The organism is Nocardioides conyzicola, from assembly GCF_039543825.1.
In the GTDB taxonomy this organism is placed as follows: domain Bacteria; phylum Actinomycetota; class Actinomycetes; order Propionibacteriales; family Nocardioidaceae; genus Nocardioides; species Nocardioides conyzicola.
The window spans coordinates 1170219-1193349 of the sequence record NZ_BAABKM010000002.1 but is presented as its reverse complement, the minus strand read 5'-3'; the positions used below and the strand labels follow the sequence as shown (position 1 = coordinate 1193349).

The following is a 23131-nucleotide window of genomic DNA, read 5'->3' as shown; positions in this document are numbered from 1 at the left end:
CCTGCTTCTCGACTACACGTACCGCTCGAGGATGGTCGACTCGGCGAGCCGGGACAGCCCCTCGCGCACGCTGCGCGCGCGCAGCTCGCCGACGCCGTCGACGGCCTGGAGGTCGTCGATGCCGGCGGAGAGCAGCTTCTGCAGGGTGCCGAAGTGGTCGACGAGCCGGTCGACCACGGTGCTGGGGAGCCGCGGCACCTTGGCGAGCAGCCGGTAGCCGCGAGGCGCGACGGCGCCGTCGAGGTGCTCGCCGGTGCCGAGGCCGAGCGCCCGGGCCGCGGCCGCGGGGTCGACCAGCTCGATGGAGGAGAGCGACTCCAGGCGGGCGAGCACCGACTCGGGGGTGCGGGAGCGCCGGCCGACCGGCAGGTAGTCGCGGATGACCAGCTCGCGCTCGAGGTCGACGCCGGTGATCAGCTCCTCGAGCTGCAGGGACAGCAGCCGGCCGTCGGTGCCGAGCTCGAGGACGTAGTCCTCGATCTCGCGGGCGATCCGGGTGACCATCTCGAGCCGCTGGGCCACGACCGCGACGTCGCGGACCGTGACCAGGTCCTCGATCTCCAGCGCGGAGAGGGTGCTGGACACCTCGTCGAGCCGCAGCTTGTAGCGCTCGAGGGTCGCCAGGGCCTGGTTGGCGCGGGACAGGATCTGACCGACGTCCTCGAGGACGTGGCGAGTCTCGCCGACGTACGCCGCGATGATCTGCATCGACTGGGACACGGAGATCACCGGGAAGCCGGTCTGCCGCGCGACCCGGTCGGCGGTGCGGTGCCGGGTGCCGGTCTCCTCGGAGGGGATGGTGTGGTCGGGCATCAGGTGGACGGCAGCGCGCAGGATGCGGGTGACGTCCTTGTCGACGATGATCGCGCCGTCCATCTTGGCGAGCTCGCGCAGCCCGGTCGCCGTGAACGGGACGTCGAGCATGAAGCCGCCGGTGGCGATCGACTCGACCACCTTGTCCTGGCCCATCACGATCAGGGCGCCGGTGCGGCCCCGGAGGATGCGTTCCAGGCCGTCGCGCAGCGGGGTGCCGGGCGCGATCGTGGCGAGTGTGGCGCGCAGGCGCAGCTGCTCGTCCGAGCGGTCGATGGCCACCGCGAGGTCCTCCCATGGGCTGAAGCCGGGGCGCTGAACGTCGACCCCGCGCGGCCAGTCTAGGGCGTGAAGGGGTCCCAGAAGGTCACAGAACGCTCACGGCCGTCGCCGGTTCACACCGGCCGGGGTCCGCGCCGGTCGGCGTCCGAGGCGAGGTCGACCAGGCGCAGGGCCGCTCGGACGTCGGGCACGTCGACGACCCGCATCCCGTCGACCGTCCACGACTCGGGGGAGCGGGGTCCCGTGCGGCCGGGCTCGGTCGGCACCACCGCGAGCTGGAACCCGAGGCGGGCGGCCTCGGCGAGCCGCTGCGGGAGGTCGCGGGCGCGGCGCAGCTCGCCGGCCAGCCCGATCTCGCCCATCGCCACCATCCCGCGCGGCGCGGCGACCCCCTGGCTGGCCGAGGCGAGCGCGACGGCGACGGCGAGGTCGCTCGCGGGTTCGACGATCTTGGCCCCGCCGACGGTCGACGCGAAGACGTCCATCGTCTGCAGCCGGATCTGGCAGTGCTGGTGCAGGACCGCGAGCACCATCGCGACCCGCGACGAGTCCAGGCCCGACGTCGTACGCCGGGGTCGCTCGGCCGCGCTGTGGGTGACGAGCGCCTGCACCTCGGCCAGCATCGGCCGGCGTCCCTCCATGGTCACGGCCACGCAGGTGCCGGGCACCTGGCTGTGGTGGTTCTCGACGAACAGGCCGGTGGGGTCGGTCACGGCGGTGATGCCGTCGGGGCCGAGGTCGAAGCAGCCGACCTCGTCGATGGGCCCGAACCGGTTCTTCATCGCGCGAACCATCCGGAACCGGGAGTTGCGGTCGCCCTCGAAGTTGAGCACCACGTCGACGAGGTGCTCGAGCACCCGGGGTCCGGCGATCGAGCCGTCCTTGGTCACGTGGCCGACCAGCACGGTGGTGATGTTGTGCGTCTTGGCGACGCGGACCAGGGCGGCCGAGACCTCCTTGACCTGGGTGACGCCTCCGGGCACGCCGTCGATGCCCGAGGCGCCGATCGTCTGCACCGAGTCGACGACCAGCAGCGACGGCCGCACCTGCTCGATGTGGGTGAGCACCGCACCGAGGTCGGTCTCCGCGGCGAGGAAGAGCTCGTCGTGGACCCCGCCGGTGCGGTCGGCGCGCAGCCGCACCTGGGAGGCCGACTCCTCGCCGGTGACGTAGAGCGTCCGGCGCTGGTAGCGCGCCGTCTGCGCGGCGACCTCCAGCAGGAGGGTGCTCTTGCCGACACCGGGCTCGCCGGCGAGCAGGATCGCCGCGCCGGGCACCAGGCCGCCGCCCAGCACCCGGTCGAGCTCGGGGACCCCGCTGGTGCGGAACGCCGACTCCTTCACCGACACCTGCCCGATCGGGACCGCGGGGGTCGTCACCGGGCTCGCCGTCGTCCGCCCCTTCGGCACCGCCGCCGCCTCGGCCACCGAGCCCCACGCCTGGCACTCGCCGCACCGGCCGACCCACTTGGCGGTCTCCCATCCGCACTCGGAGCAGCGGTAGGCGGGTCTCGCGGTCTTGGGCATGCGCACACGCTAGGCGGCGGCGCCGACACCCGGCGTACGACACCGGCGTCGTGGTGGAACACGTGTCCAAGAGCGACCGGGTGTGTTCTCATTGGAACGATCAAGCGGCCACCCTGCAGGTCGAGGAGGTGTGGGTGCCCCGGAACGACGAGCACGCCATCGGTCGGGTGCAGACCCGAGCCACCGTGCCGACGACCCCGCCGACGCTGGCCGACGTGGCCGAGCGCGCCGGCGTCTCGCGGCAGACCGTCTCCAACGCGATCAACAACCCCGACCTCCTCCGGCCGGACACGCTCACCCGGGTCCAGGAGTCGATCGACGCCCTCGGCTACTCGCCCAACCGGGCCGCGCGCAACCTGCGCACCCGGGCCTCGCACCTGATCGGGATGCGGATCGGTCCGGCCCAGGAGGGCACCGCCAACGCGACCATGGACCGCTTCGTGCACTCCTTGGTCGAGACCTCGCGCGAGGCCGGCTACCACGTGCTGCTCTTCGCGGGTACGGGGTCGGCGACCGACCCGGTCGCGGGGTACGACGACCTGCTGCGCTCCACCGCCGTCGACGCGTTCGTCGTGACCGACACCTACCTCGGCAACCCCCAGGCCGCGTGGCTGCAGGAACGCCGGGCGCCCTTCGTCGCCTTCGGCCGGCCCTGGGACTCCCTCCAGTCGGCAGACGGGGGCCAGGCGCGGCACTCCTGGGTCGACGTCGACGGCGCCGCCGGCACCGAGCTCGCCACGCGGCACCTGCTGGACAAGGGCCACCACCGGATCGCGTGGATCGGGTGGCGCAAGGACTCCCGGATCGGCGAGGACCGCCGCTCGGGATGGACTCGGGCCATGCACGAGCGCGGGCTGCCCACCACCGGCCTCGCGTCGCGGGTCGAGGACACCATCGCCTCCGGCCGTGAGGCGAGCGCCCACCTGCTCGACAGCGCCGAGCCGTCGGCGTTCGTCTGCGCCTCCGACACCCTCGCGATGGGGGTGCTGCACACCCTGCGGGACCGGAGGATGCGCGCCGGCGAGCACGTCGCGGTCATCGGGTTCGACGACTCCCAGGTCGCCCAGGTCGTGCCGCCCGGGCTCACCTCCGTCCGGCAGCCGCTCGAGCAGGTCGCCGTCGAGGTCGTCACCGCGCTCGAGGGCCTGCTCGCCCACCCTCCCGCCGCCGCCACCGGCGTGATGCTGACGCCGACCCTCGCCGTACGCGGGTCCTCCTAGTAGGAGCGCCACCAGACGTTGACGGCGTAGTCGACCTCGGTGCCGTCGTGCTCCGCCAGCACGGCGTCGGCGACCGCGGCCGCGAACTCGATGCGCACCACCGACTCCAGGTCGGCCCGGGACGTGAACGACCACCGCATGTCGACCGGGATCCGGGTCCAGCCCCGGGTCGACCAGAACCGCTCGACCGCGCCCGGGTCCACCTCGGGGTAACCCTGCCGGAACCACCCGCCGAACGTCGAGCGGGTCGGGTCGTTGTCGATCACGTACGCCGTGCCGCCACGGCGTACGACCCGGTCGAGCTCGGCCAGGCCCGGCTCGCAGCCGGGACCGAAGAAGTAGGCCCACCGGGCGTGCGCGACGTCGACGGACGCGTCCGGGAGCGGCAGGGCCTGCGCGGTGCCGTCGAGCACGGTGACGTTGGTCAGCCGGCGGGTGCGGCGACGGGCCAGGGCGGCCAGGTCGCCGTGCGGCTCGACGCCCACGACCGACGACGCGGTCGCGGCCAGCCAGGGGAGGTGGAAGCCCGTGCCGCAGCCGACGTCGAGCACCGCTCGCCCGTCCCACGACGCGACCGACCGCATCGCGGCCTCGATCGCGCCGTCCGGGTCGACCGCGCGGTTCTCGGTCTCGTACGTCGCGGGGTGGTTCCAGATGTTGGGGCTCGGCCGAGCCCCGGGGGAGACGCTCAGGGCGTCAGAGCCGGACCAGGCCGCGGGGCGTCTGGAACTGCGCGGCGAGGATGCCCGGGGTGCCGTTGGGGGCCACCCACTCGACCTTCACGTCCTCCAGCGGCGCCTCGACGGACTCGCCGAGCCACTCGCTGACGCGCTGCGGGTCGCCCGCGATCTCCAGACAGGCAAGGGAGAAGTCCTCGTCGGCGCCCGTGCTCGGGTGCATCTCCGAGGGGCTCTCCCACTCGATGAAGAACGGCAGCTGGGGGTCGGCCATCAGGCCGCTGACGCCGATCTGCTTCCAGCGGAGGGCCTCGCCGTCGGGGCGGTGGCGGCTGCCCGTGACGGCCTCGCGGCCGAGACGGGCCTCCACGACGGAGATGTCCTTGACCGCGACGACCCAGCCGAGCCAGCCGCCGCCGAGGGCGGAGCGGGCACGCACGGCCTGGCCGAACGGGGCCTTGTCGGAGGCCGGGTGGTCCAGGACCTCGACGATCTCGAGGTAGGTGTCACCGGCGAGGGGCAGGATCATGTTGCGGGTGCCGAAGCGAGGGTGCACCCCGCCGTCCACGAAGTCCTTGCCGAGCAGTCCCCCGAGTCGCTGGGCGGTGCTGGCGAGGCCATCTGGTCCTGCGGCGAAAGAGAGATGGTCCAAGCGCATGTGGAGATTCTGGGCGCCCTCGTGACGGTCGCGGACACCGGGGTCGGTGTTTCTTGACGTCGAGAGTTCCGGTCAGCGGGGGTCGGCGGGATGCAGCGCCAGCGCCGAGCGCGACCGGACGTGCGCGTCGCAGTGCCGCACCAGCTCGTCGTACGCCGCCTTGCCCATGAGAGCGGTGAGCTCGGCCTCGTGGGTCATGTAGACGGCCTCGGTGGCGACGTGCGCCTCGGTGTTGCCCGAGCAGTACCAGTCGAGGTCGTGGCCGCCGGGGCCCCAGCCGCGGCGGTCGTACTCACCGATCGAGACCTCCGTGTACGACGTGCCGTCCTGGCGCTCGACCGTGCGGAACGTACGGCGGATCGGCAGCTGCCAGCACACGTCCGGCTTCGTCTCGACCGGGTTCTTCTCGAGCACGAACGCCAGTGCGTGCAGGGCGCAGCCCGCCCCGAGCTCGAAGTCGGTGCGGTTGTGGAACACGCACGCCTGCTGGCCGCCGACGACCGTGGTGAGCGTCTTGCGCTCGCCGTCCTCGTCGACCTCGATCCAGTCCTTCTTCTTGACGGCGCGGCCCTTCGGCTTCTGCTGCCAGAGCTTGTCGTCGAGCAGGTCGACGTACGCCGCGACCCGCTTCTCGTCCGCCTTGTCGGCGAAGTGCGCGCCGAGGGTGCAGCAGCCGACGTCGGGCGCATCCGCGTAGATGCCGCAGCATCCCTCGCCGAAGATGCACTTGTAGCTGGACGTCAGCCAGGTGAGATCGCAGCGCAGCACCTCCGACTCGTCGGCGGGGTTCACGAACTCGACGTACGCGCGGGGAAAGACCAGGTCGACTTCGGGCACGCCGCAACCCTACGGGTCCTGGGACAAACCCCTAGTACGTTGGGCACATGCGACTGGGCGTCCTCGACATCGGGTCCAACACCGGACACCTGCTGGTGGTCGACGCCCACCGCGGCGCGGCGCCGCTGCCGGCCTTCTCCTACAAGGAGCCGCTGCGTCTCGCGGAGCACCTCGACGACGCCGGATCCGTGTCCCAGCAGGGGATCGACGCCCTCGCCGCCTTCACCGCCCAGGCGCTCCGGGTCGCCGAGGAGAAGGGCTGCGAGGACATGCTGGCCTTCGCGACCTCCGCGGTCCGCGACGCCGGCAACTGCGACGCGGTGCTCGGCGAGGTCGACGAGCGCACCGGGCTGCCGATCGCGGTCCTGTCGGGCGACGACGAGGCGCGGCTGACCTTCCTCGCCGTACGACGCTGGCTCGGCTGGTCCGCCGGGCGGCTCTGGGTCTTCGACATCGGCGGCGGCTCCCTGGAGATGGCCGGCGGTGCCGACGAGGAGCCCGAGGTTGCGTGGTCGCTCCCGCTGGGGGCCGCGAGGCTCGCGCGCCAGCACTTCGCGAACGGACGGCTCGACGACGACGCGGTGCGCGGGCTGCGCAAGCAGATCCGGGCCGACATCGCCCGCGACGCAGGACGACTGCTGCGCCACGGCATCGCCGACCATGCGGCGGCGACGTCGAAGACCTTCCGGTCGCTGGCCAGGATCTGCGGTGCCGCCCCGTCGGCCGAGGGTCCGCTCGTGCCGCGCGCCCTGTCCGCGGACGCGCTGGCGGACTGGGTCCCCAAGCTGGCGTCGATGACCCGCGACGAGCTGGCCGGCCTGCCGGGCGTCTCGGCCAGCCGGGCCCACCAGATCGTGCCCGGCGCGCTGGTGGCCGAGGCGGTCATGGACATCTTCGAGATCTCGGCGCTCGAGATCTGCCCGTGGGCACTGCGCGAGGGTGTGATCCTCGAGCGTCTCGACCAGATCGGTGATCTCCCATGAGCACGCTGCCCCGGATCGGGTTGTCGACCGTCTCGGTCTACCCCGAGTCCTCCGCCCACGCGTTCTCGTACGCCTCGTCACTGGGCTACGACACGGTCGAGGTGATGGTCGGGATCGACGCGCTGAGCCAGCAGACGTCGGCGATCAAGCAGCTCTCCGACCACCACGGGGTGCCGATCTCCGCCGTGCACGCCCCGTGCCTGCTCTTCACCCAGCGGGTCTGGGGCACGGAGCCCTGGGGCAAGCTCGAGCGGTCGGCCGAGATGGCGCACGCCGTCGGTGCCGAGGTGGTCGTGGTCCATCCGCCGTTCCGCTGGCAGAAGGCGTACGCCCGAGAGTTCGTCGACGGGATCGCGGCGCTGGAGGCCTCGACCGGGCTCGCCTTCGCGGTCGAGAACATGTATCCGTGGCGGGCCTCCGGCCGCAAGGCGGAGATGTACCTGCCCGGCTGGGACCCGTCCACCGAGCCCTACGCCAACACGACCATCGACCTGTCCCACGCCGCGATCGCGGGCTCCGACGTGGTGGAGATGGCGACGCGTCTCGGCGACCGGCTGCGACACATCCACCTCACCGACGGCACCGGGTCGGCCAAGGACGAGCACCTGGTGCCCGGACGCGGGTCGATGAACGCGGGGTCCTTCCTGCGCCACCTCGCGACGACCGCCTTCTCCGGCGAGGTCGTGCTCGAGATCAACACCCGCAAGTGCGTCGACCGGACCGAGCGCGAACGCGACCTGGTCGAGTCGCTGGAGTTCGCCCGCGAGCACCTGGCGGTGGGCACCCCGTGACCTCGGACGCTCCTCGCCGCGGCCGCCGGCCTGGGGCTCCCGACACCCGGGCGGCGATCCTCGCCGCGGCCCGTGAGCTGTTCGCCGTGCACGGCTACGCCGGGACGTCGGTCCGCGCCGTCGGAGCCGCGGCCGGTGTCGACGCGGCACTGGTGCACCACTACTTCGGGTCCAAGGACGACCTGTTCGTGGCCGCGCTCGAGCTGCGGGTCGACCCCCGTGTCGCGCTGCTGCCGGTGGTCGAGGCGGGAGTGGATGGCGCGGGGGAGCGGCTGATGCAGCTCTTCGTGAAGGTGTGGGACATCGAGGAGACGCGGCTGCCCCTGCTCGCGCTGGTCCGCGGCGTCCTCGAGCCGGGCGGCCAGCAGCTGGTGCGCGACGGGTTCTTCCGCATGGTGCTCGCGCCCGTCGGCGTGGCGCTCGGCCTCGACGAGCCGGAGCGCCGGATGCAGCTGGTCGCCTCCCAGCTCGTCGGCCTCGTCGTGATCCGCTACGTCCTCGCCGTCGAGCCCCTCGCCTCCGCGCCGGCCGACCAGCTGGTCGCGACGTACGCCCCGACCCTGCAGCGGTATCTGGACGGGCCGTTGCCGTAGTCCCACCTGTCCCGGGGATCCCAGGGATACCCGGTTTACCGGGGATCCCTGAGCTTCTCAGGCAGTGCAAGGCCCGAGAAGTTCAGGAAGTGCCTGAGAAGTCCTTGCCTCAGGCAGCCTGCATTGGCCACAATTCATCACATGGTGAAAAACGCGGTGGAGATTCGTGGGCTCCGGGTACGCCGCGGGGCGCGCCCGGTGCTGGACGGGCTCGAGCTCAGGATCGGCGGTGGCGTCACCGGCCTGCTCGGCCCCAGCGGCTGCGGCAAGTCCACGCTGATGCGCTGCCTGGTCGGCGTCCAGCGGACGCGGGCCGGGACGGTCAGCATCTTCGGCGAGGCGGCCGGGAGCAGGCCGCTGCGCGACCGGGTCGGCTACGTCACCCAGGCGGCCAGCGTGTACGACGACCTGACGGTCGCCGAGAACCTCCGCTTCTTCGCCCGCGTGCTCGGTGTCGACAGCGGCGAGGTGGATCGGGTCGTCGAGGCGGTCGACCTGGCCCGCAGCAGGGACCAGGTCGTGGGCCGGCTCAGCGGCGGCCAGCGCAGCCGGGCCAGCCTGGCGGTCGCGCTCCTCGGCAGCCCCGACCTGCTCGTCCTCGACGAGCCCACGGTCGGTCTGGACCCAGTCCTCCGCGAGGACCTGTGGGCGCTCTTCCACCGCCTCGCCGACGCCGGGACCGCGGTGTTCGTGTCCAGCCACGTCATGGACGAGGCCGAGCGGTGCCACCGGCTGCTGCTGATGCGCGACGGTCGGATCATCGCCGACGGGTCACCCGACGACATCAAGCGGGAGGCGCAGGCCGACTCGATCGACGCCGCCTTCCTCGCGATCGTGAGGCGAGACGCATGACGCCCCGCATCACGCTGGCCGTCGCCGGCCGCGTGCTGACCCAGATCCGCCGCGACCGGCGCACCCTCGCCCTGCTGCTCGTCCTGCCCTGCCTGCTGATCACCCTGCTGTGGTGGATGTTCGAGGACACCCCGGTCTTCGACCAGGTCGGGCCGGCCCTGCTCGCGATGTTCCCGTTCATCGTGATGTTCCTGGTGACCAGCGTGACCACGCTCCGCGAGCGCAGCGGCGGCACCCTCGAGCGCCTCCTCGCGATGCCGATGGGCAAGCTCGACTTCCTGCTGGGCTACGCGCTCGCCTTCGGGGCGGTCGCCGCCGTCCAGGCGTCGCTGGCGGTCGGCCTCAGCGTCGGCCTGCTCGGCCTCGACGTGCAGGGGCCGGTCTGGCTGCTGCTCGTCGTCGCCGTCGTCGACGCCGTCCTCGGTACGGCGCTCGGCCTGTTCGTCAGCGCCTTCGCGCAGACCGAGTTCCAGGCCGTGCAGTTCATGCCGGCCGTGGTGATCCCGCAGATCCTGTTGTGCGGCCTCTTCGTCCCGCGCGACCAGCTGCCGCAGGTGCTCGAGTGGGTCAGCAACGTGCTGCCGCTCAGCTATGCCGTCGACGCGATGCAGACCCTCACCGAGACGACCGCCACCGGAGACGTCTGGCGCGACCTCGTGGTCGTCGCGGCGTACGCCGTCGCCGGGCTCGCCCTGGGCGCCGCGACCCTGCGGCGCCGTACACCCTGAAATCGGGCATCCGCACGTCCCCGTCGTAGCCTGAGTGGCATGTCGCTCCTCCGTCAGCCCCTTCTCCTGCTTGCCCGCAGCGGCCAGGTCAAGAAGCTCGTCAGCACCATGCCGGTCTCGGCCGGGATCGTCCGCAGCTACGTCCCCGGCGAGACCAACGAGTCCGCCGCGGACGCGACCGCCGGGCTCGCCCAGGACGGGCTGCTGGTGACGCTCGACTTCCTCGGCGAGGACACCCTCGACGCCGACCAGGCCGAGGCGACGGTCGCGGCGTACGTCGACGTCCTCAAGCAGCTCTCCGCCCGCGGCCTGACCCGGGGCGCCGAGGTGTCGGTCAAGCTCAGCGCCATCGGCCAGTTCCTCCCCGAGGTCGGCCACAAGACGGCGCTCGAGAATGCCCGCACCATCTGCCGCGCCGCCCGCAACGCCGGCACCACGGTCACCCTCGACATGGAGGACCACACCACCACCGACTCGACGCTGAGCATCCTGCGCGAGCTGCGCAAGGACTTCCCCGAGACCGGCGCCGTCCTCCAGGCGATGCTGCACCGCACCGAGGCCGACTGCCGCGCGCTGGCCCACGAGGGCTCGCGGGTCCGGCTCTGCAAGGGCGCCTACCTCGAGCCCGAGGACGTCGCCTTCCAGGACCGCCTCGACGTCGACAAGTCCTACGTCCGCTGCCTCAAGGTGCTGCTGGCCGGCGAGGGCTACCCGATGATCGCCACCCACGACCCGCGGATGATCGAGATCGCCGGCTCGCTGGCGAGCCGCTACGGCCGGACGCCGGGCACCTACGAGTTCCAGATGCTCTACGGCATCCGCCCCGACGAGCAGCGCCGCCTGGCCGAGAAGGGCGAGCGCGTCCGCGTCTACGTCCCCTACGGCACCGAGTGGTACGGCTACCTGATGAGAAGGCTCGCGGAGCGTCCGCAGAACCTGTCATTCTTCGTGAAGTCCCTCATCTCCAAGAAGTAGGCAGCATGTCCCAGACCGCCATCCTCGGCGCCGGCGTGATGGGCGAGACCCTCCTGTCGGGCCTGGTCCGCGCCGGCCGCCGCGTCGACAACCTCCTCGTCGGCGAGAAGCGCGCCGACCGCGCCAAGGAGCTCGAGGACCGGTACGGCGTCGCCGTGGTCTCCAACGTCGAGGCCGCGCAGAAGTCCGACACGATCGCGCTGGTCGTCAAGCCGCAGGACATGGGCGACGTGCTCGACGAGATCGCCTCCGTCTTGCGTCCCGGTCAGCTGCTGGTCTCGCTGGCTGCCGGCATCACCACGGCGTTCATCGAGGCCCGCGTGCCCGAGGGTGTCGCCGTCGTCCGGGTCATGCCCAACACCCCGGCGCTGGTCGACGAGGGCATGGCCGCGATCTCCCCGGGCAGCCACTGCAGCGAGGAGGACCTCGCCGAGGCCGAGGCGCTGATGGCGTCCGTCGGGAAGGTGCTGCGGATCCCGGAGCGTCAGCAGGACGCGGTCACGGCGATCTCCGGCAGCGGGCCGGCGTACATCTTCTTCGTCGTCGAGTCGATGATCGAGGCCGGCGTGCACCTCGGGCTGCCGCGCTCGACCGCCACCGACCTCGTCGTCCAGACGCTCGTCGGCTCCGCCAAGATGCTCCGCGAGACCGGCACCCACCCGACCGTGCTCCGCGAGCAGGTCACCTCGCCCGCCGGTACGACGGCCGCCGCCCTGCGCGAGCTCGAGATCCACCGGGTCCGAGCGGCGTTCCTCGCTGCCATGGAGGCCGCCCGCGACCGGTCCCGGGAACTCGCCGAAGGAAGCTGATGACCATGGCGCTGCCGCTGACCTGGGGTGCGACCCGGGCCGAGGCGCGCCGACCGTACGCCGCCGACCACCTCGTCGACGGGACGATGCTGTCGATGACCCGGAGCATCTCCGTCGCCGCGTCCCAGGAGCTCACCTGGCGCTGGCTGTGCCAGATCGCGGTCGCGCCCTATTCGTACGACTGGATCGACAACCGCGGCCGCAGGAGCCCACGCACCCTCACGCCGGGCGCGGACCGCCTCGTCCCCGGGCAGCGGATGGCGGTCGTCTTCGAGCTCGTCGCGTTCGAGGCGCCGCACCACTGGACCGCGATCACGACGGCTGCCGGGCGACGGCTCTTCGGCCCGGTCGCGATGACGTACGCCGCGGAGCCCGCCGGCGCCGGATCCCGGATCGTGTGTCGGATCTCCGTCGCCCAGGACGGTCCGCTGCGCTGGACGAGGTCGCGGCTCCTCGCCTGGGGCGACCTGGTGATGATGCGCAAGCAGCTGCGCACCCTGAAGTGGCTGGCCGAGCGCGACGCCCGGACCGAACCGAACCCGGGCCCGTCGGCATCCTGATGTCGTGAGCACCGGCCGCGCCGGGCGGTAGCGTCGACCTCGTGATCGAGCTGAGCAAGGGCCAGGAGATCGAGCTGCCCGCCGGGGGCGGCCTGCTGCGGATGGGGCTCGGGTGGGACAAGAACCCCAGCGCCGGACCGTTCAGCAGCGGCGGCGACCGTGACGTCGACCTCGATGCCTCGGCGGTCGAGTTCGGCGGCGGGCAGCTCTTCGACCTCGCGTTCTACAACAACCGCACGACCCGTGACGGGTCGGTCGTGCACCTCGGCGACAACACCACCGGCAGTGGCGAAGGTGACGACGAGACGATCACCGTGGACCTCGCGCAGGTGCACCGGCAGATCGACACGATCTTCCTGCTGGTCACCAGCTACCACGGTCACAGCCTCGAGTGGGTCGCCAACGCCTACTGTCGCGTCGTCGACGACGAGGGCACCGAGCTCGCGCGGATCACGCTGACCCTGGGCGTGCCCGAGACCGGCGTCGTGATGGCCCGGATCGCCCGCTCCGGGGACGGCTGGGTGCTGCGGGCGGTCGCCGAGGGGATCGCCGTCAAGCTCCCGACGGAGTCCGGGCTGAAGCTGAAGCGCTTCCTCTGACCCGGCGACCGCGCCGGACCATCCGGAGGAGCACGACGTTCAGCACGGCGGCGGCGGTCAGGGCCACGATCCCCACCGCGTCGGTCGCGACGACGAACCACGTCGCGAGGTCTCCGTTGCTCGAGCCCGAGCACACGCCCTCGGCGGTGCACGACATCGAGCCGGTGCTGCTGTCCGGGTTGGCGCCCGGCACCAGGGCCAGCAGGCCGTAGACGAGGTAGTAGCCGACGATCGCCGGGACGCTCGCCGGCAGCGAGAGCGCCGCCGCGATCAGGATCCCGGCCGTCGATCCGGTGGTGAAGCCGACCGTCGCGACCGTCGCCACGACCACGACGTACGCCGCCGCTGCGACCCGGCCGATCACGACCGCAGCTCCTTGACCAGGCCGACCAGGTCGTCGACGACGCCGCGTACGACGGGCATCCGCGACAGCCGCACGAGCCGGTCGACGATCGGTGCGACCCGGCGCACCAGCAGGCGGGTCCGGGCCTGGTCGGGGCTGGTGTCGTAGACCCAGAAGAGGACGATGCCCATCAGCAGCAGCCACAGCAGGCTCGGCAGCTCGGCGCGCAGGGCGGCGCCGACCTTGACGTCGGCGCCGGCGAGCAGCTCCTCGAAGATGGCGATGCTGGCGTCACGCGCGGGCGCCGACTCCGGGCTGAAGGGCGAGAGCGGGCTCGAGGGATCGGCGGCGTTCTGGAAGAACTGGCTGGCGAACGCGTGGTGGGGTGCCGCCACGTCGACCCAGGAGAGCAGGACGCCGCTCAGCCGGTCGGCGAAGCCGCGCTCGGTGGCCAGGACCCGGGCGGCGGCCGCCGCGTGCTCCTCCTGGAGCTGGTCGTAGAACGCCTGGACCAGGTGCTCCTTGGAGCCGAAGTAGTAGTAGGCGTTGCCCACCGACACCCCGGCCTCGGCGGCGATCGCGCGCATGGTCGACCGGTCGTAGCCGGCGGTGCGGAAGAGCCGCATCGCCGCGTCGACGATGGTCCGGCGGGTCTGCTCAGCCTTGGGCGAGCGGGCTGCAGGGTCCGGCACAGACATCAGCGTAGTCACCTCCTCGGAGCTCGACCCGGACCTCGTTGCCGACCTGACGGCGGGCCAGCAGGTGGCGGATGCCGGCCGCGCTGTAGGCCGCGCCCCGGGCCAGGGGGAGCAGGTGCGGCCGACTCAGCCGGATCGCGTTGCGGCGGTGCGACCGGGTCGCCCACAGGCACATCACCCAGGCGTGCTCGTGAGTCCACACCGCACCGTCGCTGCCGACGACGGTGATCTCCTCGACCGTCCGCGCGTGGTCGAGCATCGGGAAGCGGCTGCGCGCCTCGGGCGAGCCTGCGGGCACGAGCTCCAGGGGCACCAGCAGCGGCTGGCGGGCCAGCCAGTCCGCGAAGCGTCGGCACAGCGGACACGCCGGGTCGGTGAGGACGGTCAGCCTCAGGTCGTCGGGCGTCATCGCGGGTAGGCGGGCTGGGTCGGCGGGAGGAACGCCTGCGGCGCGACGGGGGCGACCCGGGCCTGCTCGAACCGGCTCCGCCGGCGGATCGCGTTGAAGACGTAGACGTTGAGAAAGTGCAGGACGCCGAGCGTCAGCATCACCACGCCGACCTTCACGCTGAGCGTGTCGAACAGGCCGCCGAGCTCCTCGACCGGGTCGCTGATCCGCAGGAAGAGCACCACGAAGCCGAGGTTGAGCAGGTAGAAGCCGACCACGAGGAGCCGGTTGACGGCGTCGGTCAGGTCCTCGTTGCCGGCGAACACGTCCTCGAGGAACACGCGTCCGTTGCGCGACAGGGTGGTCGCCACCCAGACGGTCAGCGGGAGGGTGAGCAGCAGGTAGACGACATAGGTGCCGACGGTCCAGGTCATGGGGCTTCTCCGGTTCTTGAACGTGTTCAACTAATGGACGGGATGACCGTAACCCAAGTTTTGAACATGTTCAAGAGCGGATCCTCAGAGACCGATCGCGGCCTCCGCCGCCGCCAGCACCGGGGCGGTCACCTCCCGGCAGCGGGCGGCCCCGGCGCGGAAGATCCCGTCCACGTGCGTCGGGTCGGCCGCGAGCTCGGCGTACCTCTTCTGGAGCGGCGCGAGCTCGGCCACGACCGCATCGGTCACGGCTCGCTTGAGGGCGCCGTACGTCGTGATGCCGTCGGCCGAGCCGCCGCAGGCCGAGAGGATGTCCAGCAGGTTGGTCACGCCGGGCTTCGCCGGATCCGTGCGTACGGCGTCGGGGCCGGTGTCGGAGTCGGTGACCGCACGCGCCACCTTCCGGCGTACGACGTCGGGCGGGTCGAGCAGCGCGATCACGCCGGCCGCCGAGGTGTCGGACTTCCCCATCTTGCGGAGCGGGTCGTCCAGCCGCATCACCCGCGCGCCGACAGGGGGGACGGTCACCTCGGGCACCGTGAAGACCGGCGCGTAGGTGGTGTTGAAGCGGATCGCCAGGTCTCGGGTGAGCTCGACGTGCTGGCGCTGGTCGGCGCCGACCGGCACCTCCTGCGGCCGGTACAGCAGGATGTCGGCCGCCATCAGCGCCGGGTAGGTGTAGAGCGAGACCCGCGTCGAGTCGACGCCGCGGCCCTTCTCCTTGAACTGGATCATCCGGTTGAGCTCGCCGGTGTACGCCGTGGACTCGAGCAGGTAGGCCAGCTGCGCGTGGGCCGGCACCCAGCTCTGCACGAAGAGCGTCGACTCGTCGAGGCCGGCGGCGAGCAGGATCGTCGCGGTCTCGCGGACGGTGTCCCGCAGGCGGGCCGGGTCGTGCGGCGTCGTCAGCGCGTGCAGGTCGGCGATGCCGTAGAAGCAGTCGGCCTCGTGCTGGCCGGCGGCCATCGGGCGCAGGGCGCCCAGCAGGTTGCCGAGGGTCAGGTGGCCGCTCGGGGTGAGCAGCGAGAGCTTGCGGTGCGGGTGGGAGGACATGGGATCTCCTGGAGTGAGAGCCCACGGGTGGTCCGGAGATGCAGAACGGCCGCCCGTGGGCGGCCGATGGAAGGTGTGCTTCGAGGGTGGGCCGCCGGTCAGGCGGGCCACCACTGGGTGGAACGGGTCGTCAGCACGTTCCAACCGTACCGGTAACGTCCGTCACGTGTCCTCCCCGTCGGTCCCGTGCTCAGGACCGGCAACGGTCGTCTTCGACCAGAGCCTGACCGAGTACGACTTCGGCCCCGACCACCCGATGTCGCCGCTGCGCGTCGACCTGACGATGCGACTGGCGACCGACCTCGGCGTCGTGGGGGAGCGCCTGCGCGTCGTGCCCGCGCCGGTGGCGAGCGACGACCTGATCGCGACCGTGCACCGACCCGAGCTGATCGAGGCGGTCATGCGCGCCGGTCGGGACCCCTTCTCCGCCGACGGGGCCCACGGGCTCGGCACCGACGACAACCCGATCTTCCGCGACATGCACCACGCGACCGCGCACATCGTCGGGGCCAGCGTCGAGGCGTTCCGCCAGGTCTGGAGCGGGGAGTCCCTGCACGCCGCCAACATCACGGGCGGGCTGCACCACGCGATGCCCGGGCGGGCCAGCGGCTTCTGCATCTACAACGACGTCGCGGTCGGCATCCAGTGGCTGCTCGACCAGGGCGCCGAGCGGGTGGCGTACGTCGACCTCGACGTCCACCACGGCGACGGCGTCGAGCGGATCTTCTGGAACGACCCCCGGGTGCTGACGATCTCCCTGCACGAGACCGGCCAGATGCTCTTCCCGGGCACCGGCTTCCCGCAGGACCTGGGTGGCCCGGAGGCGCCGGGCTCGGCCGTCAACGTCGCGCTGCCGCCAGGCACGGGCGACGCCGGCTGGCTACGCGCCTTCCACGCCGTCGTACCCCCGCTGCTGCGTGAGTTCGACCCGCAGGTGCTGGTCACCCAGCACGGCTGCGACTCCCACGCCGAGGACCCGCTCGCGCACCTGATGCTCACCGTCGACGGCCAGCGGGCCGCCTACCTGGCCGTGCACGAGCTCGCCCACGAGCTGTGCGCCGGCAGGTGGGTCGCCACCGGGGGCGGCGGGTACGCCGTCGTCGACGTCGTCCCGCGGGCGTGGACGCACCTGCTGGCGATCCTCTCCGGCGCGCCACTCGACCCCGCGCTGGAGACCCCCGACTCCTGGCGCGAGCACGTCCGCGAGCGGCTCGGGCGGGTGGCACCGATGCGCCTCACCGACGGGCGTACGCCGGCGTACCGCGACTGGGGCGAGGGCTACGACCCGGACACCTGGCTGGACCGCGCGATCCACGCCACCCGCATGGAGGCGTTCCCGCTGCACGGTCTCGACCCGCTGCCCTGACCGTCCCCCCGGGGGCCCCTCGCGAGATCACCGGGGTCACGTGCGCGCAAGCGGACACGCCGTGTCCCTTTCGCTTCTTTGGTGAACCCCTTCCCCACGAGTCACATCAGGCTCTATTCTCACGGATGCGTGGCGCGTGTGATCACCGGCGGGGAAGCCGGTGGCGCGCCAGACAGAAAGAATCGGTGCACGATGGCTACCAGTTCCGGGGACGGCTCTGACTCGAAGTTCCTCACCGTTGCCGAAGTGGCAGGGATGATGCGCGTCTCCAAGATGACCGTCTACCGACTTGTCCACGGGGGCGACCTTCCGGCCGTCCGGGTCGGCCGCTCCTTCCGGGTGCTCGAGTCCGATGTGGACGAGTACCTCCGCAAGAGCTTCTACAACGCCGGCTGACCCCCGGCTGGCTCATCGGCCCTGGCGGGCGCTGAGACACGGCTCACCCGGTCCGGATGGACCGGCCCGATTCTGCCCGGGCATCAACCCCGGATAGGCTGGGCCGGTCCGCCGGGCTGGTCCGGTGGCAGCTGTATGGCTGTTGAAAGGTTTCCCTGTGGGTTCTGTCATCAAGAAGCGGCGCAAGCGCATGGCCAAGAAGAAGCACCGCAAGCTGCTCAAGAAGACGCGCGTCCAGCGTCGCAAGCTCGGCAAGTAGGGCCGAGCGGCTCCTTCGCCGTATGGGCAGCGTCGGCAGGGTCGTCCTCGTCACCGGGGTCTCACGTGACCTCGGTCGGAAGTTCGCGCGCGCTGCCGCAGCCGACCCCGACGTCGCTCGGGTCATCGGCGTCGACGCTGTCCCGCCCCGCGGTGACATCGGCGACGTCTCGTTCGTGCGCGCCGACATCCGCAACCCGGTGATCGCGAAGGTCATCGTCAAGGAGGACGTCGACACCGTCGTCCATATGAGCGTGATCTCGACCCCCGGCAGTGCCGGGGGTCGCAACACGATGAAAGAGCTCAACGTCATCGGGACGATGCAGCTCTTGGCCGCGTGCCAGAAGGCGCCCGGCCTGCGCACCCTCGTCGTGAAGTCGACGACGACCGTGTACGGCGCGAGCAGCCGCGACCCGGCCATGTTCACCGAGGACATGGAGCCGCGTCGCGCGCCGCGCTCGGGCTACGCCAAGGACGTCGCCGAGATCGAGGGCTACGTCCGCGGCTTCGCGCGTCGCCGCCCGGACGTCCGGGTGACGCTGCTGCGCGCGGCCAACGTGATCGGTCCCGGCGTCACCAGCCCGCTCACGTCGTACTTCCGGCTCCCGGTCATCCCGACCGTGCTCGGCCACGACGCGCGGCTGCAGTTCCTCCACGAGGCCGATCTCCTCGACGCCCTGCTGCACGCCACGCGCACCGACGTCGCCGGCACCTTCAACGTCGCCGGCGACGGTCTGCTGATGCTGTCCCAGGCGCTGCGCCGCCTGCAGCGGCCCACGATCGGGCTCCCGTCGTTCGCCGTCGGCAACGTCGGCTCGCTGCTCCGCTCGGCCCGGGTGGCCGACTTCTCGCCCGAGCAGACCGCGTTCCTCACCTACGGTCGCGGCGTCGACACGACCCGGATGCGCACCCACCTCGGCTTCGAGCCCAGGTACTCGACCGCCGAGGCGTTCGCCGACCTGGCCGGCGCGCTCGCCCCGACCGGGGGCCGCACCGACCGCTTGCTCAGCCGCCTTGCCGAGAGGCTTCCGGACCCGGACGCCGTACCTGCTGTCCCTGGGAGCGACCATGGGTGACGCCGAGATCATCCCGATCGGCACCCGCGGCCGACCCGGCCGGGCGACCGGCACCCAGCCGTCCTCCGCGGCCCGCAGCCTGGCTCCCAAGGCCGCGCCCGCGAAGGCCACCGGCCCGAAGTCGACGACCCGGCCCCAGCCCGCAGCGCAGGCCAAGCCCAAGCCCAAGCCCAAGGCCGCACCCGAGCCGGAGCAGCCGGTGACGGCCACGCGACCGCCGGTCACCACCGAGATCCCCACGCCGAAGGGCGGGATCCCTGCGGGCGACTGGCTCGCCGCCGTCCAGGGCGCGGCGGCCGAGGTGTTCGGCGCCGACTGGGAGCCGCAGCTCGCCCGCTTCCTGGCCTTCCTGCGACGCCGCGTCGCCGGCGACTACCGGATCGACGAGTACGGCTTCGACCAGGAGATCACCGAGCGCTTCCTGATGGCGGCGCTGCGGCCGATCGCCCAGAAGTGGTTCCGGGTCGAGGTCCGCGGGATCGAGAACATCCCCACCGACGGCGGCGCCCTGGTCGTCTCCAACCACTCCGGCACGGTCCCGGTCGACGGCCTGATGACGATGGTGTCCATCCACGACGAGATCGGCCGGTTCCTGCGGCCCCTCGGCGCCGACCTGGTCTTCCGGCTGCCGTTCGTCGGATCGATGGCGCGGCGCAGCGGTGCCACGCTGGCCTGCACCGAGGACGCGGAGCGGATGCTGAGCAGCGGTGAGCTCGTCGGCGTCTGGCCGGAGGGCTTCAAGGGCATCGGCAAGCCGTACGCCGAGCGCTACAAGCTCCAGCGCTTCGGCCGCGGCGGGTTCGTGTCCGCCGCCGTCCGCACGGGCGTCCCGATCATCCCGCTGTCGGTCGTCGGCGCCGAGGAGATCTACCCGCTCGTCGGCAACGTGCCGTCGCTGGCCCGGCTGCTCGGCGTGCCGTACATCCCGATCACGCCGTTCTTCCCGCTGCTCGGCCCCCTGGGTCTGGTGCCGCTGCCGTCGAAGTGGCTCCTGGAGTTCGGCGAGCCGATCCGCACCGACGAGTTCGACGCGGGCGCGGCCGACGACCCGATGCTGGTCTTCAACGTGACCGACCAGGTGCGCGAGACCATCCAGCAGACGCTCTACTCGCTCCTGATGAAGCGGCAGTCGGTCTTCCGGTAGGGAGACGCGCCAGCTACGGCGTCGTCGTGCTGCCGGGGGGGACCAGCTCGCCGGTGATCGGGTCGAGGACCCCGTGCAGGATCTCGTCGACCCCGTCGATGACCTGGCCCAGCGGCGAGCTCGTCGGGTTGCTCCCGGAGGTGCCGGTCCCGGCGCCGCCCTTGCCCGTCAGCGCGCTGGTCAGGCCGGCGGCGAGGTCCTGGACCGCGTTGGGGCTCGAGGACGCGCCGGGCGAGCCGGGCTGCTGCACGCTGCCCGGGGGCACGTTGTCGCCGACGTCGGGGAGTTGCGGGCCGTTGCCCTTGGCCGGGCCCTTGTCCGGGCCCTTGCCGTTGCCGCGGCCCGGACGGTCGGTGGAGTGCGACGTGGGAGCGGCCGGCGCCGACGACGGCAGCTGGATCTGCTCGCCGGCGAGCGGCAGCGGGATCGACTCGATCGGGGTGCCGCCGCAGGCGGGACACTGCTGGCTCGCCTCGGCGTCGATCTGGGAGATCGTGCTGGCAGCGGCGATCAGCTCGTCGCGGGCGGCGTACGGGATGTCGGGCTCGAGCGCGCCGAGCTGGTCCATGCTGCTCGACGCGAAGTCGTGGAGCCGGACGATCGACGACTCGCGGCCGGTGTGGGCGTAGTCGGACAGCAGCAGGTCGGCGGCGGACGTCGCCTGCGAGGTGAAGGTGCTCAACGTCTGGGCGATCCGCTCGTCGCTGCCGAGGCCGTCGCTCCGGGTCAGCGCGTTGACCTCGTCGAGCCGGCCGGCGGCGTTGGAGAGCTCGGTGTCGCCCTTGCGAGCCTCGCCGACGGACAGCCCGGCGTGGGCCGACTCGATGGCCCGCTTGATCGGGTAGAGCGACTCGCCCGGCAGAGCGGACTGGGACGCCATGGCGACCGAGGTGGACGCGCCCACGATCGCGATGCCGCCGACGACGGCGGCGATCCGGCGCTCGCGGGCGGTACGCCGCGCGGGGAGCTGGAGCCGGCTCACGTCGGTGGGGACCAGGGCGGTCTCGGCCTCGGCCATCAACCGACCCCGGAGGTCGGCGACGAACTCGGGACGGGGCTGCGGATCGGGGACCGAGCGGAGCGCTCCCACGAGCTCGAGGAGCTCGGCGGACCGCGGGTCGGTCGAGGTGCTGCCACCGGTCGAGAGCTGCTCGACCAGGGTGTCGAAGTCGTCGGCGCCGCGTTGCGCCCGGAACCCCCATGTCATGTTGACCTCAACGAGGCGTGAGGCGACGGAGTTACGGCGGATCGAGCGGGAACGTAAACGATTTCAGGGAGCCGCGCCATCAGTCCCGGATCCCTTCCGGCATCAGCTTGGCGAGGTTGCGCACCCCGCGGAGCTGGAGCTGCTTCACGGCGCCGTCGCTGCGGCCCAGGACGGCCGCCGTCTCGGCGATGCTCATGCCCTGGAGGAAGCGCATCACCAGGCAGTCCCTCTGCTCGGCCGGCAACTCGGTGAGGGCCTGCATCAGGACCTCGTTGGTCAGCCCGGCGAGCACCATGCCCTCGGGTCCGTCGGTCGAGTCGTCGTGGAGGCTCATGTCCTCCGTGGGCATCTCGAGCCGGGTCCGGCCGGCCTTGAAGTGGTCGGTGGCCAGGTTGCGGGCGATGGTCATCAGCCAGGCGCCGAAGTCCTTGCCCTGCCAGCGGAAGCCGTTCATGCTCCGCAGCGCGCGGAAGAAGGTCTCGGAGGTGAGGTCCTCGGCCAGCGTGCTGGAGCGCGTCCGGTAGTAGAGGAACCGGTAGACCGACCCCTGGTAGTGGTCGTAGAGCAGGCCGAACGCCTCGGCGTCGCCCCCGCGGGCGAGCTCGACGAGCGCGATCAGGCGGCCCCGCTCGGCCTCGTCCTCCTCGGAGGAGGTCGCCAGCTCGGAGTCGTCGTACCCGCCTCCGGAGCCTGACCCGGAGCCGGTGACGCTGCGCGCGTTCGCGACCGCCTCGGTGGAGAGCAGCCACGGGACGCCGGCGAGCACGGGACGCTCGGCCAGGAGGACCTCGATGACGAGGTGGCGCAGCGAGTCGAGCCCGCGCGCGACGTCGTGACCGACCTGTCCCATTGGCGAACCCTCCCGGCTGCTTCCCACGGAGCCATTCCCCAGTAAACGCGAGTTACTCCTCCTGGACCAGACCAGGCGGGTAAAGCCCAGTGCCTGAGATGTGACGAGCGTCAGCGGCGCCGGCCACGCAGGGCGAGCCCCGCGGCGACGGTGCCGGTGGCGGCACCGGCGACCCCGCCGACCACCAGTCCGGCCCGCAGCGCCTTGCGCCCGGTCCGGTAGTCCCGGATCCGCCAGCCCTGCTCGCGGGCGTGGGCACGCAGCTTGTGGTCCGGGTTGATGGCGCACGGGTCGCCGACCAGGGAGAGCATCGGCAGGTCGTTGTAGGAGTCGGAGTACGCCGAGCAGCGGCGCAGGTCCAGGCCCTCGCGCGCGGCCAGCGCCTTGATGGCCTCCCCCTTCGCGGGGCCGTGCAGCATGTCGCCGACCAGCTGGCCGGTGTAGACCCCGTCGACGTGCTCGGCGACGGTGCCCATGGCGCCGGTCAGCCCGAGCCGGCGGGCGATGATCTGGGCGATCTCGATCGGTGCGGCGGTGACCAGCCAGACCCGCTGTCCCTCGTCGAGGTGCAGCTGCGCGAGGGCGCGGGTGCCGGGCCAGATCCGGTGGGCCATGCCCTCGTCGAAGATCTCCTCGCCGAGCTCCTCGAGCTCGGCGACCGTGTGGCCGGCGATGAAGCTCAGAGCCGACGAGCGGGCCTCGGCGACGTGCTCCGGGTCCTCGACGCCGACGATCCGGAAGTACGCCTGCTTCCACGCGGCGCCGAGGATGTCGCGGGTCGTGAAGAACTTGCGTCGGTGCAGCCCGCGCGCGAGGTGGAAGATGCTCGCGCCCTGCATCACGGTGTTGTCGACGTCGAAGAACGCAGCAGCCCCGGGATCCTGGGGCGGAGCGAGTGCCGACTCCACCTCGGTCGCAGCGGCGGCCGCCTCGCCCGCCAACGTTGACCGCTGCTGCAGGTTGCGCGGTCGCGGTCGCGGTCTCCGGTCGGCGGGCGTCACACCGGCAGGGTAGA

General features: G+C 72.0%; 28 protein-coding genes. 15 read left to right on the top strand and 13 right to left on the bottom strand.

Going from position 1 to position 23131, the window contains the following annotated elements:
• Window positions 1-12 precede the first annotated feature (12 nt).
• The gene (disA, locus tag ABEA34_RS08895) at window positions 13-1095 is read right to left on the bottom strand and encodes a DNA integrity scanning diadenylate cyclase DisA (RefSeq protein WP_345520890.1); all 1083 of its coding nucleotides are present in this window, start codon (window positions 1093-1095) and stop codon (window positions 13-15) included.
• Between the two features lie 113 nt (window positions 1096-1208).
• The gene (radA, locus tag ABEA34_RS08890; RefSeq protein ID WP_345520889.1) at window positions 1209-2621 is read right to left on the bottom strand and encodes a DNA repair protein RadA; all 1413 of its coding nucleotides are present in this window, start codon (window positions 2619-2621) and stop codon (window positions 1209-1211) included.
• Window positions 2622-2755: 134 nt separating this feature from the next.
• Here radA and ABEA34_RS08885 point away from each other — a divergent pair, with 134 nt between their 5' ends.
• On the top strand, window positions 2756-3841 hold the full coding sequence (locus ABEA34_RS08885) for a LacI family DNA-binding transcriptional regulator (protein ID WP_345520888.1): 1086 nt from the start codon (window positions 2756-2758) through the stop codon (window positions 3839-3841).
• Here the strand turns inward: ABEA34_RS08885 and ABEA34_RS08880 are convergent.
• The 3 genes from ABEA34_RS08880 to ABEA34_RS08870 form a co-directional block, all read right to left on the bottom strand.
• A complete protein-coding gene (locus ABEA34_RS08880; protein WP_345520887.1) occupies window positions 3838-4425 on the bottom strand; it encodes a class I SAM-dependent methyltransferase in 588 nt (195 codons plus the stop codon). The genes ABEA34_RS08885 and ABEA34_RS08880 overlap by 4 nt on opposite strands.
• 112 nt (window positions 4426-4537) lie before the next feature.
• Window positions 4538-5176, bottom strand: a complete 639-nt coding sequence (locus ABEA34_RS08875) for a VOC family protein (protein WP_345520886.1) — start codon at window positions 5174-5176, stop codon at window positions 4538-4540.
• A gap of 72 nt (window positions 5177-5248) precedes the next feature.
• On the bottom strand, window positions 5249-6013 hold the full coding sequence (locus ABEA34_RS08870) for a DUF3109 family protein (RefSeq protein ID WP_345520885.1): 765 nt from the start codon (window positions 6011-6013) through the stop codon (window positions 5249-5251).
• A gap of 47 nt (window positions 6014-6060) precedes the next feature.
• Here ABEA34_RS08870 and ABEA34_RS08865 point away from each other — a divergent pair, with 47 nt between their 5' ends.
• The 9 genes from ABEA34_RS08865 (at window position 6061) to ABEA34_RS08825 (ending at window position 12903) form a co-directional block, all read left to right on the top strand.
• Complete coding sequence (locus ABEA34_RS08865; protein ID WP_345520884.1) at window positions 6061-6996, top strand: Ppx/GppA family phosphatase; 936 nt, start codon at window positions 6061-6063, stop codon at window positions 6994-6996.
• Window positions 6993-7787 carry a sugar phosphate isomerase/epimerase family protein gene (locus ABEA34_RS08860; protein WP_345520883.1) on the top strand — a complete coding sequence of 265 codons (795 nt, stop codon included), beginning with the start codon at window positions 6993-6995 and terminating at the stop codon, window positions 7785-7787. Before ABEA34_RS08865 ends, ABEA34_RS08860 begins: the two co-directional genes overlap by 4 nt.
• Window positions 7784-8380: a TetR/AcrR family transcriptional regulator gene (locus ABEA34_RS08855; RefSeq protein ID WP_345520882.1), complete on the top strand. Its 597-nt coding sequence runs from the start codon at window positions 7784-7786 to the stop codon at window positions 8378-8380. The genes ABEA34_RS08860 and ABEA34_RS08855 overlap by 4 nt, the downstream gene beginning before the upstream one ends.
• A 141-nt stretch (window positions 8381-8521) precedes the next feature.
• A complete protein-coding gene (locus ABEA34_RS08850) occupies window positions 8522-9232 on the top strand; it encodes an ABC transporter ATP-binding protein (RefSeq protein ID WP_345520881.1) in 711 nt (236 codons plus the stop codon).
• Window positions 9229-9960 (top strand): ABC transporter permease, encoded by a 732-nt coding sequence (locus tag ABEA34_RS08845; RefSeq protein ID WP_345520879.1) that lies wholly within the window; start codon window positions 9229-9231, stop codon window positions 9958-9960. The genes ABEA34_RS08850 and ABEA34_RS08845 overlap by 4 nt, the downstream gene beginning before the upstream one ends.
• Window positions 9961-9999: 39 nt before the next feature.
• Complete coding sequence (locus tag ABEA34_RS08840) at window positions 10000-10935, top strand: proline dehydrogenase family protein (protein ID WP_345520877.1); 936 nt, start codon at window positions 10000-10002, stop codon at window positions 10933-10935.
• Window positions 10936-10940: 5 nt separating this feature from the next.
• Window positions 10941-11744 carry a pyrroline-5-carboxylate reductase gene (gene proC / locus ABEA34_RS08835; RefSeq protein ID WP_345520876.1) on the top strand — a complete coding sequence of 268 codons (804 nt, stop codon included), beginning with the start codon at window positions 10941-10943 and terminating at the stop codon, window positions 11742-11744.
• Window positions 11744-12304 (top strand): SRPBCC family protein, encoded by a 561-nt coding sequence (locus tag ABEA34_RS08830; RefSeq protein WP_345520875.1) that lies wholly within the window; start codon window positions 11744-11746, stop codon window positions 12302-12304. The genes proC and ABEA34_RS08830 overlap by 1 nt, the downstream gene beginning before the upstream one ends.
• A 41-nt stretch (window positions 12305-12345) precedes the next feature.
• The gene (locus ABEA34_RS08825) at window positions 12346-12903 is read left to right on the top strand and encodes a TerD family protein (RefSeq protein ID WP_345520874.1); all 558 of its coding nucleotides are present in this window, start codon (window positions 12346-12348) and stop codon (window positions 12901-12903) included.
• Here ABEA34_RS08825 and ABEA34_RS08820 read toward each other — a convergent pair.
• The 5 genes from ABEA34_RS08820 to trpS form a co-directional block, all read right to left on the bottom strand.
• A complete protein-coding gene (locus ABEA34_RS08820; protein ID WP_345520873.1) occupies window positions 12857-13267 on the bottom strand; it encodes a hypothetical protein in 411 nt (136 codons plus the stop codon). The two genes, ABEA34_RS08825 and ABEA34_RS08820, sit on opposite strands and share 47 nt — an antisense overlap.
• Window positions 13264-13938, bottom strand: coding sequence for a TetR/AcrR family transcriptional regulator (locus ABEA34_RS08815; RefSeq protein WP_345520872.1), 675 nt, complete (start codon window positions 13936-13938; stop codon window positions 13264-13266). The genes ABEA34_RS08820 and ABEA34_RS08815 overlap by 4 nt, the downstream gene beginning before the upstream one ends.
• Entirely contained in the window at window positions 13904-14353 is a 450-nt protein-coding gene (locus tag ABEA34_RS08810; protein ID WP_345520871.1) for a DCC1-like thiol-disulfide oxidoreductase family protein, read from the bottom strand. Before ABEA34_RS08810 ends, ABEA34_RS08815 begins: the two co-directional genes overlap by 35 nt.
• Entirely contained in the window at window positions 14350-14766 is a 417-nt protein-coding gene (locus ABEA34_RS08805) for a hypothetical protein (protein WP_345520870.1), read from the bottom strand. Before ABEA34_RS08805 ends, ABEA34_RS08810 begins: the two co-directional genes overlap by 4 nt.
• Before the next feature lie 84 nt (window positions 14767-14850).
• Window positions 14851-15819, bottom strand: coding sequence for a tryptophan--tRNA ligase (trpS, locus tag ABEA34_RS08800; RefSeq protein ID WP_345520869.1), 969 nt, complete (start codon window positions 15817-15819; stop codon window positions 14851-14853).
• Window positions 15820-15985: 166 nt separating this feature from the next.
• On the opposite strand from trpS, the gene ABEA34_RS08795 reads away from it, so the two are divergent.
• The 5 genes from ABEA34_RS08795 (at window position 15986) to ABEA34_RS08775 (ending at window position 20059) form a co-directional block, all read left to right on the top strand.
• Entirely contained in the window at window positions 15986-17185 is a 1200-nt protein-coding gene (locus ABEA34_RS08795; protein WP_345520868.1) for an acetoin utilization protein AcuC, read from the top strand.
• A gap of 192 nt (window positions 17186-17377) precedes the next feature.
• On the top strand, window positions 17378-17581 hold the full coding sequence (locus ABEA34_RS08790) for a helix-turn-helix domain-containing protein (protein WP_345520867.1): 204 nt from the start codon (window positions 17378-17380) through the stop codon (window positions 17579-17581).
• Window positions 17582-17738: 157 nt separating this feature from the next.
• Window positions 17739-17840: a 30S ribosomal protein bS22 gene (locus ABEA34_RS08785; RefSeq protein WP_008356322.1), complete on the top strand. Its 102-nt coding sequence runs from the start codon at window positions 17739-17741 to the stop codon at window positions 17838-17840.
• A gap of 22 nt (window positions 17841-17862) precedes the next feature.
• Complete coding sequence (locus ABEA34_RS08780) at window positions 17863-18915, top strand: NAD-dependent epimerase/dehydratase family protein (protein WP_345520866.1); 1053 nt, start codon at window positions 17863-17865, stop codon at window positions 18913-18915.
• Entirely contained in the window at window positions 18908-20059 is a 1152-nt protein-coding gene (locus tag ABEA34_RS08775; RefSeq protein ID WP_345520865.1) for a lysophospholipid acyltransferase family protein, read from the top strand. Before ABEA34_RS08780 ends, ABEA34_RS08775 begins: the two co-directional genes overlap by 8 nt.
• Before the next feature lie 13 nt (window positions 20060-20072).
• Here ABEA34_RS08775 and ABEA34_RS08770 read toward each other — a convergent pair whose 3' ends face one another.
• From ABEA34_RS08770 to ABEA34_RS08760, 3 genes are all read right to left on the bottom strand, one after another.
• Window positions 20073-21266, bottom strand: a complete 1194-nt coding sequence (locus ABEA34_RS08770) for a DUF5667 domain-containing protein (RefSeq protein ID WP_345520864.1) — start codon at window positions 21264-21266, stop codon at window positions 20073-20075.
• Between the two features lie 79 nt (window positions 21267-21345).
• Entirely contained in the window at window positions 21346-22116 is a 771-nt protein-coding gene (locus tag ABEA34_RS08765; RefSeq protein WP_345520863.1) for a sigma-70 family RNA polymerase sigma factor, read from the bottom strand.
• A 110-nt stretch (window positions 22117-22226) separates the two neighbouring features.
• Entirely contained in the window at window positions 22227-23117 is an 891-nt protein-coding gene (locus tag ABEA34_RS08760) for an HAD family hydrolase (protein ID WP_345520862.1), read from the bottom strand.
• Window positions 23118-23131: the final 14 nt, after the last annotated feature.

What these genes read in the sequence shown, in the direction of transcription:
- radA (WP_345520889.1), bottom strand. Translation starts at nt 2,621, where the DNA reads ATGCCCAAGACCGCGAGACCCGCCTACCGCTGCTCCGAGTGCGGATGG.
- ABEA34_RS08880 (WP_345520887.1), bottom strand. Translation starts at nt 4,425, where the DNA reads ATGCGGTCGGTCGCGTCGTGGGACGGGCGAGCGGTGCTCGACGTCGGC.
- ABEA34_RS08875 (WP_345520886.1), bottom strand. Translation starts at nt 5,176, where the DNA reads ATGCGCTTGGACCATCTCTCTTTCGCCGCAGGACCAGATGGCCTCGCC.
- ABEA34_RS08865 (WP_345520884.1), top strand. Translation starts at nt 6,061, where the DNA reads ATGCGACTGGGCGTCCTCGACATCGGGTCCAACACCGGACACCTGCTG.
- ABEA34_RS08860 (WP_345520883.1), top strand. Translation starts at nt 6,993, where the DNA reads ATGAGCACGCTGCCCCGGATCGGGTTGTCGACCGTCTCGGTCTACCCC.
- ABEA34_RS08850 (WP_345520881.1), top strand. Translation starts at nt 8,522, where the DNA reads ATGGTGAAAAACGCGGTGGAGATTCGTGGGCTCCGGGTACGCCGCGGG.
- ABEA34_RS08845 (WP_345520879.1), top strand. Translation starts at nt 9,229, where the DNA reads ATGACGCCCCGCATCACGCTGGCCGTCGCCGGCCGCGTGCTGACCCAG.
- ABEA34_RS08840 (WP_345520877.1), top strand. Translation starts at nt 10,000, where the DNA reads ATGTCGCTCCTCCGTCAGCCCCTTCTCCTGCTTGCCCGCAGCGGCCAG.
- proC (WP_345520876.1), top strand. Translation starts at nt 10,941, where the DNA reads ATGTCCCAGACCGCCATCCTCGGCGCCGGCGTGATGGGCGAGACCCTC.
- ABEA34_RS08830 (WP_345520875.1), top strand. Translation starts at nt 11,744, where the DNA reads ATGACCATGGCGCTGCCGCTGACCTGGGGTGCGACCCGGGCCGAGGCG.
- ABEA34_RS08810 (WP_345520871.1), bottom strand. Translation starts at nt 14,353, where the DNA reads ATGACGCCCGACGACCTGAGGCTGACCGTCCTCACCGACCCGGCGTGT.
- ABEA34_RS08805 (WP_345520870.1), bottom strand. Translation starts at nt 14,766, where the DNA reads ATGACCTGGACCGTCGGCACCTATGTCGTCTACCTGCTGCTCACCCTC.
- trpS (WP_345520869.1), bottom strand. Translation starts at nt 15,819, where the DNA reads ATGTCCTCCCACCCGCACCGCAAGCTCTCGCTGCTCACCCCGAGCGGC.
- ABEA34_RS08790 (WP_345520867.1), top strand. Translation starts at nt 17,378, where the DNA reads ATGGCTACCAGTTCCGGGGACGGCTCTGACTCGAAGTTCCTCACCGTT.
- ABEA34_RS08780 (WP_345520866.1), top strand. Translation starts at nt 17,863, where the DNA reads ATGGGCAGCGTCGGCAGGGTCGTCCTCGTCACCGGGGTCTCACGTGAC.
- ABEA34_RS08775 (WP_345520865.1), top strand. Translation starts at nt 18,908, where the DNA reads ATGGGTGACGCCGAGATCATCCCGATCGGCACCCGCGGCCGACCCGGC.
- ABEA34_RS08770 (WP_345520864.1), bottom strand. Translation starts at nt 21,266, where the DNA reads ATGACATGGGGGTTCCGGGCGCAACGCGGCGCCGACGACTTCGACACC.
- ABEA34_RS08765 (WP_345520863.1), bottom strand. Translation starts at nt 22,116, where the DNA reads ATGGGACAGGTCGGTCACGACGTCGCGCGCGGGCTCGACTCGCTGCGC.